The 13137-nt window shown below is 32.9% G+C and carries 15 protein-coding genes and 1 pseudogene; 12 read left to right on the plus strand and 4 right to left on the minus strand.

All coding sequences use genetic code 11. The features are described 5' to 3' along the window. Positions 1 to 83: 83 nt before the first annotated feature. The 10 genes from JFL43_RS04965 (at position 84) to JFL43_RS05010 (ending at position 7444) form a co-directional block, all read left to right on the plus strand. Positions 84 to 662, plus strand: a complete 579-nt coding sequence (locus JFL43_RS04965; RefSeq protein WP_200748181.1) for a YitT family protein — start codon at positions 84 to 86, stop codon at positions 660 to 662. 358 nt (positions 663 to 1020) lie between these two features. After that, on the plus strand, positions 1021 to 1722 hold the full coding sequence (locus JFL43_RS04970; protein ID WP_200748182.1) for a response regulator transcription factor: 702 nt from the start codon (positions 1021 to 1023) through the stop codon (positions 1720 to 1722). Continuing rightward, the gene (locus JFL43_RS04975) at positions 1719 to 3200 is read left to right on the plus strand and encodes a sensor histidine kinase (protein ID WP_200748183.1); all 1482 of its coding nucleotides are present in this window, start codon (positions 1719 to 1721) and stop codon (positions 3198 to 3200) included. The genes JFL43_RS04970 and JFL43_RS04975 overlap by 4 nt, the downstream gene beginning before the upstream one ends. Continuing rightward, positions 3175 to 4248 carry a LolA family protein gene (locus tag JFL43_RS04980; RefSeq protein WP_200748184.1) on the plus strand — a complete coding sequence of 358 codons (1074 nt, stop codon included), beginning with the start codon at positions 3175 to 3177 and terminating at the stop codon, positions 4246 to 4248. The genes JFL43_RS04975 and JFL43_RS04980 overlap by 26 nt, the downstream gene beginning before the upstream one ends. 59 nt (positions 4249 to 4307) lie before the next feature. After that, positions 4308 to 4598: a DNA-binding protein gene (locus JFL43_RS04985; RefSeq protein WP_100797762.1), complete on the plus strand. Its 291-nt coding sequence runs from the start codon at positions 4308 to 4310 to the stop codon at positions 4596 to 4598. Between the two features lie 40 nt (positions 4599 to 4638). Next, positions 4639 to 4791: a hypothetical protein gene (locus JFL43_RS04990; RefSeq protein ID WP_200748185.1), complete on the plus strand. Its 153-nt coding sequence runs from the start codon at positions 4639 to 4641 to the stop codon at positions 4789 to 4791. Between the two features lie 118 nt (positions 4792 to 4909). Further along, positions 4910 to 5416: an SRPBCC family protein gene (locus JFL43_RS04995; protein ID WP_200748186.1), complete on the plus strand. Its 507-nt coding sequence runs from the start codon at positions 4910 to 4912 to the stop codon at positions 5414 to 5416. 1121 nt (positions 5417 to 6537) lie between these two features. Further along, positions 6538 to 6849, plus strand: coding sequence for an RNHCP domain-containing protein (locus JFL43_RS05000; protein ID WP_200748187.1), 312 nt, complete (start codon positions 6538 to 6540; stop codon positions 6847 to 6849). Positions 6850 to 6883: 34 nt separating this feature from the next. Then, positions 6884 to 7120, plus strand: coding sequence for an NUDIX hydrolase (locus tag JFL43_RS05005; protein WP_200748188.1), 237 nt, complete (start codon positions 6884 to 6886; stop codon positions 7118 to 7120). A gap of 114 nt (positions 7121 to 7234) precedes the next feature. Then, entirely contained in the window at positions 7235 to 7444 is a 210-nt protein-coding gene (locus JFL43_RS05010) for an RNA polymerase sigma factor (protein ID WP_200748189.1), read from the plus strand. 39 nt (positions 7445 to 7483) lie between these two features. Here the strand turns inward: JFL43_RS05010 and JFL43_RS05015 are convergent. Then, a pseudogene (locus JFL43_RS05015) lies at positions 7484 to 7743 on the minus strand (transposase); the annotation flags it as partial. A 166-nt stretch (positions 7744 to 7909) separates the two neighbouring features. Further along, the gene (locus JFL43_RS23005; RefSeq protein ID WP_267907754.1) at positions 7910 to 8035 is read right to left on the minus strand and encodes a hypothetical protein; all 126 of its coding nucleotides are present in this window, start codon (positions 8033 to 8035) and stop codon (positions 7910 to 7912) included. Between the two features lie 349 nt (positions 8036 to 8384). On the opposite strand from JFL43_RS23005, the gene JFL43_RS05020 reads away from it, so the two are divergent. Both JFL43_RS05020 and JFL43_RS05025 read left to right on the plus strand, forming a co-directional pair. Then, positions 8385 to 9644 (plus strand): ABC transporter substrate-binding protein, encoded by a 1260-nt coding sequence (locus tag JFL43_RS05020; RefSeq protein WP_200748190.1) that lies wholly within the window; start codon positions 8385 to 8387, stop codon positions 9642 to 9644. 267 nt (positions 9645 to 9911) lie between these two features. Beyond that, positions 9912 to 11150 (plus strand): glycosyltransferase, encoded by a 1239-nt coding sequence (locus JFL43_RS05025; protein WP_234447597.1) that lies wholly within the window; start codon positions 9912 to 9914, stop codon positions 11148 to 11150. A 672-nt stretch (positions 11151 to 11822) separates the two neighbouring features. On the opposite strand, the gene JFL43_RS05030 is transcribed toward JFL43_RS05025, so the two are convergent. Both JFL43_RS05030 and JFL43_RS05035 read right to left on the minus strand, forming a co-directional pair. After that, the gene (locus JFL43_RS05030; protein ID WP_200748191.1) at positions 11823 to 12371 is read right to left on the minus strand and encodes a GNAT family N-acetyltransferase; all 549 of its coding nucleotides are present in this window, start codon (positions 12369 to 12371) and stop codon (positions 11823 to 11825) included. Between the two features lie 232 nt (positions 12372 to 12603). Continuing rightward, on the minus strand, positions 12604 to 12879 hold the full coding sequence (locus JFL43_RS05035) for a CD3324 family protein (protein ID WP_100797749.1): 276 nt from the start codon (positions 12877 to 12879) through the stop codon (positions 12604 to 12606). Between the last annotated feature and the right edge of the window lie 258 nt (positions 12880 to 13137).

The raw sequence follows: 13137 nt of genomic DNA on the forward strand, positions 1-13137 counted from the left end.
ATTACTGATGCTTTCAGCTTTACATTTTCCAATAGATGATTGCATAGGGTATCTACATGTGGAATTTTTGGAGGTAAAGCTATATGTATTTTTTGAAAAAAAGTATGATAGTGATTGCTGGCAGTATTTTAGTATCTTTAGGTATAAATTTATTTTTAGCACCATACGAAGTATTGGATGGAGGTATTATAGGTTTAGGATTAATTTCGAATTATTTATGGGGACTAAAGGTCGGATTCATAATTATACTTTTAAGTATCCCCATTTTTATTATTGCTTGGTTGCACTACAGAGATTATTTCTATAATAGTTTACATGGTTTGATTGTTTCTTCTTTTTTTATTGATATTTTAGAATCTGTTGACTTCGTAGTTCATATTGATGCAGTCTACAGCTCGATTTTAGGGGGAATCCTTATAGGTCTTGGCGATGGGCTAATGTTACGTTTTAAGACAAGTACAGGCGGTACTGATCTTATAGCCCAGTTCATAAGTGATAAAACAGGTATAAATGTTGGCAGTCTTATTCTCTTCATTGATTCAATTGTTATCTTATTTGGAGGTTTCATATTATCCTTTGACACTCTTTTTCTCTCTATTATCACAGTACTTGTTATTGGGATGACTATTAGTGTTTTTACAAAAAATGTTGTTCAAACATGAGGAAGTAGTAATTACTATAAAATACCTTTCTAAACAAGATGGCGTTGAGAAGGAAAGAAATACTTTCTTTCCTTCAACCAATAAGTTAGCGAGGTTTACATCATAATTAATGAAGTAGCGGCTTTCGAATGAGGGCAAAAAAAAGTGAATTGACAGATTGTAAATACGAAATTCATTTGGGCAACTATAGTGCCGAAATGAATTTTTTTTGTTAACGAAAATAATTTTCATATTCTACTGTAATGTGGACAGATTCACTTTAAAATGGAAATAGTAGTTTTTTGTAATTATAAAGAATTTATTAAGTTTTAAAATAGAGAAATTGACTATGATACATTGTTTGTGGGAGGAATATTGCATGAAATGGCAGTTATTACTTGTGGAAGATGATATAGAAATTGCACGTGTTGTACGCGATACATTTTTGCGTGAGGGATATGGCGTTACTTGGGCAACGACAGGGTTAGAGGGGTGGGAAGACTTTCAAAGCCATCCTTACGATCTGGTTTTAGTGGATTTAATGCTCCCTGAAATGGACGGACTAACACTTTGTCAAAACATTCGCTGGAAAAGTGATGTACCGATCATCATCATTAGCGCGCGTAAAGAGGATGAAGATAAAGTGGAAGGCTTACATTTAGGAGCGGATGATTATTTAGCAAAGCCTTTTAGTTTGGCTGAATTAAAGGCGAGAGTAGAATCTCAACTACGCCGCTGGAGGCGCTATCAAGGCGTACCGGATGTGGATCATAAAACAACATTTACAAACGGTTTAACAGTCGACCTAAATAATGAGCAGATATTCCTTCAAAACGAAGAAATTTATCTAACGCAAAAGGAATTCGCTTTATTCAATGTCATGGTGCAAAATCCACAACGCGTATTTTCAAAAAGTGAACTGTATCAACATGTATGGCAGCAAGCAGATGCGGAAGGCTTACAAACTGTTACTGTTCACGTTAAAGGCTTACGTGAAAAGTTGAATGATCCGGTCAAAACACCACATTTTATCCAAACAGTATGGGGTAAAGGCTATCGTTTCATCGGTGAACGATTATGAAACTGAAAACGTGGTTACTGCTGTCCTATTTTATCGTCATGAGCCTCCCTTTAGCGGCAGCATATGCGCTTTTTGCATGGATAAATGCCTATCATGACGATCGTAATGTAGAAGAGTATTTTGAAAAGTGGGCGGAACTACAACAAATCTCAATTGTATTAAAAGAACCTATGCTGTATGAGCCTGGTATTGAACGACCACAAGTTGAGGAGTTAACCGATTTAAAAACAGCTATTGTTTTGTATCGACCAGATGGACTTGCGTTGTACAATTCAAATCCACTCGCTTATACAAATGATTATGTATTATCAAAGGAATCATTGTACAAAAACCTATTTCAATTTGAAAATGACTATCGAAGTTATTCATACAGGGAGCCCGTCTTTTCAGACAATAAATTAGTCGGTTTTTTCGAAGTCACCTTAGCGAGAGAAAAATGGGTAGATGGGGTAAATAATCGTACAGTACTTGTCATTGCAATATTTATTGGTATTTTCGTCTTTACTTTCCTTTGTGTCACAATACTAATCAATCGTAAGTTAAATAAACGACTTGCTCAATTGATGAAGCAAATGACAGCCTATGGAAGTAGGGGGAAAGTTGAAGAAATCCAGACTTCAAAAGATGAAATTGGTGAATTAACAGAAAGCTTTTATAGCATGCGGGAGCAGATTGAAGTAGCAAGGGAAAAGATAGCGCAAGAACAGCAGGATAAGGAATTTATGGTTGCGGCTATTTCGCATGATTTAAAAACGCCTTTAACATCCATTCGTGCATATGCAGAATCATTATCAGCTGACCGTAATTTGCATGAAGACGAGCGTGAGGAATATCGTGAAGTGATCATTAACAAAGCCAATTATATGCAGCAAATGTTAGATGATTTACTCATGTATACTTTATTACAATCGCCCACCTACGAGATGGAATTTGTTCAAGCAGAAGGCAGTGAATTCTTTGACATGCTGCTATCTGATTATGAGCCATTATGCTATGAGAAAAAAATTACGCTAGAAGTAAATAGTAATGTGGATGGCATTTTCAATGTCAATCCGAAACAACTTATGCGTGTAACAGATAATTTGATGAGCAATGCTATTATGCATACGCCAATAGAAGGATCGATATGGCTTGCGATGGTGTCATCTGAAAACTTGCCAAAGTGGGTTTTCCCATTTGTCACACAAGAGTTACAGCTAGAAGGTCCTCTATTAATTGTACAAAATAGTGGAGCAGGGCTAGAAAAAGAACAGCTCTCTCATGTATTTAAGCCTTTATATCAAGCAGATACTGCTCGCAGTAAAAAGGGTGAAAGTGGTACAGGGCTCGGACTAAGTATTACAAAAAGTATAATTGAAAAACATGGTGGCACAGTGCAAATGTTGTCGCATAAAACAATAGGTACATGTGTAATTTGTAAACTACAAAAAATAGAAAGAACAGGTGATAATAATGAAGAAAATTATGAAAAGTCTTAGTTTAGTAGGCATTATGACAGTTGCATTAGTAGGTTGCTCAACAGAGGGAAGTGATTTTTCACCAGAACAGGTTATTCAAAATACATTAAAAGATTCAAAACCAATAGGCACATACTATGGCGAATATGATATGACCTTGTCGAAAGAAAAAATGCACGTTAAAGAATGGAATGGAAAAGATGGTAAACGCCGTATAGAAATGTGGGATGAAGAGGCCAAACAGCAATCGATTTCTGTAAATGATGGAAAAAATATAACGAGCTATAATCAAGCGCAAAATAAAGGTATTGTTATTCCTATAACAGATGAGTTAAAGGATGGCACACAATTTTCACCAAAAGCACAAGCAGAAGCAATGCTGAAAATGGTAAAAGATACGCATGAGATTTCACTTAAAGGAGAAGAAAAAATACTAGGCCGTGATACGTATCACCTAGTGGCCAAAGAAAAAGATGAAAAAACACTTTTCGGTAACCAAGAAATATGGGTCGATAAAGAAAACTGGATGGCGCTTAAATACAGCATGTCAGGTGTAAGTGGTGGTTCCGAAATTGAATACACAAAATTAGATTTTGATGCGAAAATTCCAGATAGCATATTTACAATTGAACTACCAAAGGATGCTGAAATAGAGAAAATTGATAGTTCAAAGAAGGCGAAAACAGTAACAACTAAGGAAATGCCAAATGTATTTAAAAAAGCATTTCTATATTTTCCAGAGAAAGATTCGTTAAAGATAGCGAATGTTGAAGTAATGGATGTTGTAGATCATAAAGAATTAACGATTAACTATGAAAAAGATGGCGTTTTATCCTTCTCGCTTTCTGTATTCCCAACACCGAAAGAAAAAGTTGAAGATGTAGGATCGTTACCAGGAGAAAAACAAACGAAAATACGTGGTCAAAAAGGCTTAGTCATGGAAGAGAAATCGTTCCGAGTTATATCATGGTCAGAAAAAGGTTATAACTACTCAATTTTACCTATCAATCCAGATTTGAAGATAAAGGATATCTTGAAAATGACAAAAGATATGAAGTTAGTGAAATAAATCTACTAAAGACGCCGTTAGCAGCCTAGTCTGCTAGCGGTTTTAAAGGAGTTTTAAGGATGACATATGATTTTATATGGCTTAGCTTAAGCATTGTTGCGGCCGGTTATTTAATAGGAGATGGCTTGAAAAACTTTGGCAACCCTAATGCAAAAAGTTTACTAGACATACTTGATGAAGGTGAAGAAGTTGAACTGATTGCTGCAAAGGAATTACACGTATTTCTGAACGTGCCAAAAGAAGCGACGAGTAATTTTGTTTTTGAACATCCAGAGGTTCCGTATATTGAACTGAATGGCCATATCTTTTTTCAAAAGCAGAGAATAAGCGAGTGGTTAGAGCAGCAGTAAATTCGTATTTATGTATGGAAAAAAAGAAAGGGGAAAATCGATGAAAAGGCTAGCACTTTTAACAGGTGGAATAGTGATTATTTTTGCTTCACAGATCATACAGGTCATGCTAATAATGGAGAAAAATAAAAAATTAGAAAAGAGAATAAAACAATTTGAATACCAATATTATAAGCATAGGAAAGACACCTAGTGTGAGCTCAATAGTAAAGGTAGTACCTCTAAGGTAATTTATAAATTATCTCTCGTATTTATAAAGTAATTTGGTATAATGAGAGGTAATTGGTAATTCATGGAGGTTAAGTCAAACAATGAAGGAATTAGGCGTATATAGATTTGAAGAAATAATTGAAGTTCCTATAAAAGATCTATTTGATTATCTAAATAAAGATGAACATGTACTCAAATGGAATTCAATGATTGTAGAAAATATTTATGAAGGTTCTGAGGACGATATAGGTGAAGGATCCATAGTTACAACTGTCCAAAAAATCGATAAAAAGGTCTATTCTTTTGAGGCTGAATTGATCGAATACAAGCCACCTTATCGCGCAACAATGAAAACTAAGACGAAAGAAGGCACTAGTATTACGCGGTATCGATTAACACCAGTCGGCAATTCAACAAAGTTAGAAGTGGAAGCTAGTTTAATCCCAAGTAACTGGTTCTACAAAATACTTGTGAAATTAACCGGTTGGGCAAGTAAATATGTATTTGATGAGCAATATAAAAATTTTGTTACATATGTTTATGAACAAGAAAATAGCATAGATGAAGCTTCTAATAAAAATCCACAAAAAGAATATATGAATAGCTAAGGAGCCATATTTGGTTCTTTTTTTATTTGGATTTTTATTGGATAAATCCACAATAAAATACAACATTATAGAAATGACGTTAAATGTACATTAAAGGGGGTGTTTAAAAAATGATTGGTATAATTAGAGTGAATCTCCTTAACATAGTGATGGTTGAGGGAGAATATATCCGTCCTATCCGTCCTACAGTGGTTAATACAAATATAAAGGCTATCGAGGTACGGATTTTGAGAAGGAAAAGGGTATCAGATAACCCAAGAATGTGGGTGTGAATTTTGAATAAGGTTCGATGATTTGTAATAAAGTAGTTTACGTACTTTATTAGGTAAATCATCTAAAGAAACAGATGAAATCCTTATTAAATTCCTTAAATCTAATAAAACATCTTAATTGGTAGAAGTAAATAGAAGAAATAATTTCATGAATTTAATATTCATATTTATTCATAATAGTACTTTCAAGCCAAGCGTTCTTTTAGGAGGGGTGAATCACAGTATACTGCTTATTATCTTAACCATTACTTTACGTATTTCTTAAATAAAACTTAGTTATTGCTGCTCTAATGCACTGAATGATAAATGCCGCAAGTATTGCTACTATTTATATTAATGAACATACGTAACAAGGAGCTTGAAGTTAAAAATATTTTCTTCCAATTTCCTTTCCGGATAAGTTTTTATAAAAGAGCTATGGCTGGAAGTACCCATTATCTATTACATCTCTTCAACAAACATTTTAGGGGATAATTTACATAAACCTGGTATAATTATCTTGAAGTCTTTGAACATAGTGAAAGTTGGAGTGGTATTATGAAATACATGTATAAAAGTGAGCGTGCGTTCTAGGGGACGATGCCTTTGTCAGTGATTGAAAAAGAACACCTACTAGTGGAGGGTGGCGTTGACTGTCCTACAGTGGTTGATACAAATACATAAAGTCAATCGAGGTTCGGATCTTGAGATGAAAAAAGCTCTAGTGAAGCAGGAACTAGAAGTAATCGCTTCGTAAATCGAGGCGGTGAATGAGTCCATTCTTTTCAAAAGCCTGAAGCTACAGTTTGTAGTAAAAACGAACGGAACCCTTTCTCCATAGATGAAAATAACATCTTGGAGGAATGGCACGTGAGCAGAAAAACAGAAAATACAGCATTTCAATGCGAGCAATGTGGCTCGCAAATTGAACCATTAACAAACGGGAGCTTTCGCAATCATTGTCCGTACTGCTTATATTCTAAGCATATGGATGATAAACCAGGTGACCGGGCTAGTAAATGTAAAGGATTGATGGCCCCTATTGGTATGGAGTATTCGAGTAAAAAGGGGTATCAGTTAGTCCATGAATGTGTGAAGTGTGGCAAGGTTGGAAAAAATAAAGTAGCAGTAAATACAGAACAAGAAGATCAGCTTATTTCTCTTATGAAGTCTATTGTCTAATAAATTTACTATGTTCGAGGTTTATTTTATCAGTATGACTATTACTGAACAGATGAAAGGATATTCCAAATGGGATATCCTTTTGTTTTTTTCTTTTATATATTTGATTGCTAAGGCGTTAAAAATGACAAATGCAAATAAAAATGTTGTTGCTGTTAAAGGTGTGCTTTTAAATGAGGGTAAGGTATTAATTGTACAACGAGCTCAAGATGATGAAATGGGCGGTGGATTCAAGAAAAATCATGTGTTTTCCTTGAATGAATGGAAATGAAAATTGTAATAGAAAAGTAGTACATATTTTATTACGAAAATAAAATATGTAAAATAATTGAATCGTTTTAGGCTTGTCAATTATCTAATAGATAGGGAAGGGGGCGCAAAACATTTGAGCGAAAAAGAAGAACGGATCATAGCAGCTAGAAATGGTGACCATTCTGCATTTCAATACTTAATAGAAAATGAACAAGATGCTTTATATCGCTTTGCTTATATTTACGTTCGCAATGAAGCAGATGCAATTGAAATATTTACGTTCTATTTTCGACGAGTTGTAATATTAAGTGCAGCACCAAGACAAAATAGAAAACTTCCATAGCGATTCCGTGTAAAATGTAAGTTACCACACTAAACATCATGAACTGGGATTGATGACGGGGTCTTCTGGCGCCATATCTAAGAAATATTTAAAGGACATGTCATATTTAGAGTGTTAAACAACGTCGATATCTGATAAGTCAAAAATCGATTTGAGTAAAAAAAATTTTAAACATGCGAATAGATTGCACTGCATTGCGACTGTTATGGAAACATTATTATTGTGTAATTCCTCATAAACGAATGAAAAACCGACAAGTTCATTCATTTGACAAGCTGATTGTCCTTAGGCACGGCAATATCGTAATCTAAAGGACTAAGGTTAAGAAATTGCTGGCTGGAAGTCTTACCATTTTACGCTACTCATTACACACACCATCTCTCATAAATTTAATCATTGTATCTATTTTTTATTCAATATTTACGATTATTAATCAAAATAACCCTACATATAAAATGGTTAACTTTATATGTAGGATTTTCCTGATGTTACATTAATGCTATGTATAGTCCTATATATAGATGAAATACTACCTGCTACTTCAAGCACATGGTAGCAGATCCTCACGGCTTTCCTCATCTTCTTTGTCATTATTATCCCCTCCTCCAGGTCTTACTGCAGTTTTGATACTTTGGAGAACGGGGATACTTTTTATTTTTGGATTACTTAATGTTTGGATTATAAAAACACTTTTTACTAAAATAATCTCTACAATCATTTTAGAGTTGCAGTTATTAGTTATTCTTCAATTGATAGTATCGTTTTCAGTTCATTGCTATATTTTTCGTAAAAACAGAAACATAATAATTCATATTTCTCCCTCCCAATGCATTAACCTAATTACACATTATATAACATTTTTAGCATATAATAATTTTAAATAGGAATTATTTACAGTATGACTATATTTTAGTAGAATAAAGAAAAAGGGGGGGTAATTATGCCAAATAAATTAGCAATATATGCTTCGTTATTCATATCAGTACTTTTAGTTTTAACTGGATGCTCTCAGCAAGGCCCTAAAGTGTCCGTAGAAAAGTCACTAGTAATTGCCACGTTAGTTCCCGAATACGAAGAAACAATTAAGAATGTATACAGTAAAGGTTATGATAATGATATAAAAACTAAATCGGTATTCCCTAATTCTAATGACGTACCTTCTCATTGGGACGATATAGATGTGGTGATTGATGAATACTTAAAAAAAAATAAGGATGTTGATTTAGTTTATGGTTTCACACCAGATTATTTAAATGGTTTGGTTGAAAAAGGTAGTATAAAAGATTTGAGTGCACTATTGGATGAAGCTTTGATTGAAAAAATAGCAACCGCTATTTTGGAACCTATAAAACTTGCTGGTGAAGGAGCTGTTTATGCAGTTGCTCCTTCTTTTCATGATTATGTACTAGTATATAATAAAGATATTTTTAAAGAGGTTGGAGTAGACAAACCACGAAATAGTATGAATTGGGAAGAAGTAAGTACCCTGGCTAAAGAAATTCAAGTGAAGTCGAATTTTAAAGGTATTACACTAGGTTTTCCTACTTCTGATCATGAATTTTACTACTTATATCAAAACTTAAGTGAACCAATTGGCAACTTCAAAAACAAAAAAGGAAAAGCAATACTTAATAATGAATTAAATAGAAAATATTGGAAGATTTTTACTAACCTCTATAAAGATAACTTAAAAGTAACCGGAGAAGAATTTGTAAAGGGCGAAGTAGCAATGGCTGTTTTACCTTTAAGTAAACTTGTAGATACTAAATTTCTTGAGTTTTATGGAGATTTTGATAAGTCGCAATGGGGATTAGTCGGCATGCCAATATTTGAAGAAAATAAAGGTGGTCTTGCATTTTCGGATTCTCTTTTTTCCATTTCTAAGTATAGTAACAATGATGAAGCAGTAAAATTTTTAGAATATGTACAGGGTAAAGAATTTGCTGAATTGTTAGCTAATGCTTCAATTTTCCCTAGTTATTGGGATGGTGATATGAAAAAACGTCTCATGAAAAAACACGGATATGACTTCTCACCAGTATATGAGCAACCTGGGGCGCTAATTGATAACGCTGAATTTAAAGGGCCAAAATATAATGAAATTAAATCAGCCGGAGCAGATTACTTTGTAAAGTACATGAATGGAAAAGGAAATATAAATAACATATTGATTGAATATGAAAATGATGTAAATAAGTAAATTTAGCTATTACTAAGGAAAGAATCCATGTTGACCAATGAATTTCAAAATGGATTCTTTTTATATGCCATAAAATAAGGATTTAAAAACGTCGACATCTGATAAGTGTAATCACTTATAATCTCATAATTTAATTGTGGAACGTCTCACCATTTAGTAGCAAAATACATATGATATTACAGAGTGTAATTTATTTGTTTGCTATAGATTGTCCAGATATGGAGTAATAAATATATTTTTATTTAATTAGGGGGATCTATTTAAGAGATGAATAAAAGTGCAATTGAAAAGAAATTATGTCTTTGTATGATTGTAAAAAATGAATCGAAAATTATAGAAAGATGTTTAAATGGTGCTAAATCCATTATCGATTATGTTTCGATTTGTGATACAGGTTCTACGGATCAAACTGTTGAGATCATTGAAGATTGGTGTAAAAAAAATAATATGCCTTGTACCGTCCACCGTGAGCCGTTTAAAAATTTCGGCTATAATCGAACGTTATCTGCAGAGCTTGCGCAAAAAACGTATCCCGAATCAGATTATTTGTTGCTGCTTGATGCGGATATGATTTTAACTGTTGAGCCTCATTTTGATAAGCGTGCTTTAGCACATGATCAATATCTTACGCCCCAATCTGATGGTCATTTAAAATATTGGTTAAAGCGACTTTTGAAAACTTCAATCCCTTGGAAATCTGTCGGGGTTACACATGAATATTGGGATTTGAATCGTGAAAAGTTAGAACTTAAGAATGCTATAAATATAGGGTCAACTGGAAAATTAGATGGATTAATGATTCAAGATCAAGCAGATGGTGGTAGTAGGGCTGATAAATTTGAACGAGATAAACGATTATTATTAGAAGGAATTTCTGACCCAACAACTCCTCCATATTTAATACAACGCTATATGTTTTATTTAGCACAGACCTATTCCTGCCTCAACGAACATGAACAATCGATTCACTGGTATAAAAAAAGAGTAGAAGCTGGTGGATGGGAAGAAGAAGTGTTTTATGCACTTTTTCAAATAGGGCTGAGTTATGAACGGTTAGCAAATAACGCTATTAATAAACAGAAAGTTCAAAATTCAGAAGGAAATAAATTAGTAGATGGTCTACACATTATTGAGCAGTTAAAACAGCAAGAAGAACAATCTATGGCTCTAGCTATTTTTTATTTTCAAAAGGCTTGGGAATACCGACCGAGCAGAGCGGAATCTTTGTATGCTTTAGCTCGAATTCATCGTACTAAATCCAATAATAACCTCGGTTTGATGTATGCTTTGCAAGGAAAAGAGATCCCTTTCCCAAAAGATGACATTCTCTTTATAAATTATCAAGTATATGACTATCTTTTTGATTATGAAATTTCGATTTGTGCTTATTATAACGAAAGCAAGCGTATTTTAGGCCGTGAAGCTTTAAAACGACTACAATCGAATATTGATCAATTACCTCCTGACATAGCTAAAGCTGTGGAAAGTAACTCGAAATTTTATTGATTCTACGTAAATAGAATCTCAGGCAAAATCCTTTTAGTGTTATAAAATGGATATTTTTGTTACTGGTGATGCAGGTAATAATTGAACTGTTAAAAGAGGGCTAGAGGAGATGTGTGCAGTTTCATGGAAATGGCAATTCAATAATACGAATGGATATAACAACTACCATTCTTAGCGCACAAGCCTTAGTCTCAATTCAGACTAAGGCTTGTGTTTTATTTTATTAATATAATTTAGCAGTTGTGTTGATTAGGGTGTTATTTACCGTTCAAAATGGTTTTTTTATGTTCAATATTAACGTATGTTACTATATTTTTTAGTTGCTTGCTAATTTTAAATCAAAAAAACAATAGTGAGGGGCTCTTCGGATTATTGAAAAATGAGTGTTAGGGTCACTCGTTTTTTATTATTGATAAATAGCTTAAGTGGAATGGCAAAAGGAAAGGAATACTGATTCAAAGGCACATGTATCTTTGAAATAAAGTTTGATCAAAAGTAAGCTGCAAATAATGATTTTATATATTGAAGAAGCCCACGCGTTTTGAACAAAGTTTGATCAAAATGTGTGAGTTTGGTTTAGTATGTAGTGAAATTTTGTAAAAAAGATTGATTAAAAACTATCATTCATTGTTTCATATCTGTCTTATTTTCAAATAAAAGTACGAACCTTTACTACGTTAAAGTAACATCTTCCAATTTTCCATAGTCACTTTTAAGTATAGACATTATTATTTCATCAGAATAATGTCCATTATAATTTAAAGACTCGCGCAAAATCCCTTCTCTTATAAATCCAGTCTTTTCATAAGCTTTGATCCCACGTTTATTATGACTGAATACTTCTAACTGTAAACGATTTAATTTCAATTCTTCAAATACAAATTTTAAGACCAGTCTAATAGCTTCAGTACCATAGCCTTTACCAGTTAACTCAATAGAACACATTGAAATTCTAAACCCTGCCTTATTATTATCCTTTTCTATATCAGAAATAGATAGTTCTCCAATCATTTCGTCATTTTCATTTAAACAAATAGCTAAATCAAAGCGTGACGGATCTTCATCTAAATTTTTAATGTGCTGTTGAATTTGTTCCAATGTAAATGTAGATTTTGTGCCTGTCATATATCTTATCTCTTTATCGTTTGTGTTCGCTAATAAAAGAGGTGCATCTGTTTCTTTTAAAGAGCGAAGGTAAATTCTTTCACTTGTTAAATTCATTATATCTCCTCCATAAATTATTTATTCAAACACTTAACAATCATTACTTGTTTTTAAGATTACATCATAATTATTAGTAAGGATAGATAAAGAATAGTAATGAAACATTTAATGCCTAATAATACTTTATACCCATACTGATTTGTAATTAGACATCATATTTTAGATTTTTAAAAAACAAAAAGGCTATCTGGTGTATTATTTTAATAATTCCCCAGACTAGCCATATCAATTATTTTATTTCTTTTTTTGCATAAACAATTTTTTTGATTGTTTCAACTGATAAAAAATACTTTTCAGATATTTCTTGGATGTTCATTCCATTCTCAAAGTTTTCTCGAATTTTTTGATTTCGATGATTCAGTTGCTTTTGTATACCACTAACAGAACCCCATTTTTTTCGAGTGGTTTGTTGTATTGGAATATATAAAGTTTCCCCTTGTATATATTTTTGAACTTCTGCCAATAGCTCTTTTGGTAATACTTTTGTAGCATTTATATAATTCAAATTTGCTCGCTCCTTATTTCGATTTAACATAAATAAGGTGCAAAGCCAAAATATTAGAAATAGTATCTAGCGATTAAATATTTTTCCTCATGCAAAGTATCGCTTTTCTAATTAAAGGCTTTGCATGAGTTTGAGTTTTATTTCTAAATGAAATAGATTTATTTTTCAATTAAAACACCCCTTTGGATAATCATATCCAAAGGGGTGAAACGATGCAACAAACGGTATAACTTTATTTCAAACCTACAGCACCGCCTT

The sequence above is a fragment of the Viridibacillus soli genome (genome assembly GCF_016612995.1).
Classification (GTDB): domain Bacteria; phylum Bacillota; class Bacilli; order Bacillales_A; family Planococcaceae; genus Viridibacillus; species Viridibacillus soli.

Bases quoted from the DNA above. Each gene is read 5' to 3' on its own strand.
- JFL43_RS04965 (WP_200748181.1), top strand. From the start codon at position 84: ATGTATTTTTTGAAAAAAAGTATGATAGTGATTGCTGGCAGTATTTTA.
- JFL43_RS04970 (WP_200748182.1), top strand. From the start codon at position 1,021: ATGAAATGGCAGTTATTACTTGTGGAAGATGATATAGAAATTGCACGT.
- JFL43_RS04975 (WP_200748183.1), top strand. From the start codon at position 1,719: ATGAAACTGAAAACGTGGTTACTGCTGTCCTATTTTATCGTCATGAGC.
- JFL43_RS04980 (WP_200748184.1), top strand. From the start codon at position 3,175: ATGAAGAAAATTATGAAAAGTCTTAGTTTAGTAGGCATTATGACAGTT.
- JFL43_RS04985 (WP_100797762.1), top strand. From the start codon at position 4,308: ATGACATATGATTTTATATGGCTTAGCTTAAGCATTGTTGCGGCCGGT.
- JFL43_RS04990 (WP_200748185.1), top strand. From the start codon at position 4,639: ATGAAAAGGCTAGCACTTTTAACAGGTGGAATAGTGATTATTTTTGCT.
- JFL43_RS04995 (WP_200748186.1), top strand. From the start codon at position 4,910: ATGAAGGAATTAGGCGTATATAGATTTGAAGAAATAATTGAAGTTCCT.
- JFL43_RS05005 (WP_200748188.1), top strand. From the start codon at position 6,884: ATGACTATTACTGAACAGATGAAAGGATATTCCAAATGGGATATCCTT.
- JFL43_RS23005 (WP_267907754.1), bottom strand. From the start codon at position 8,035: ATGACAAAGAAGATGAGGAAAGCCGTGAGGATCTGCTACCATGTGCTT.
- JFL43_RS05020 (WP_200748190.1), top strand. From the start codon at position 8,385: ATGCCAAATAAATTAGCAATATATGCTTCGTTATTCATATCAGTACTT.
- JFL43_RS05025 (WP_234447597.1), top strand. From the start codon at position 9,912: ATGAATAAAAGTGCAATTGAAAAGAAATTATGTCTTTGTATGATTGTA.
- JFL43_RS05030 (WP_200748191.1), bottom strand. From the start codon at position 12,371: ATGAATTTAACAAGTGAAAGAATTTACCTTCGCTCTTTAAAAGAAACA.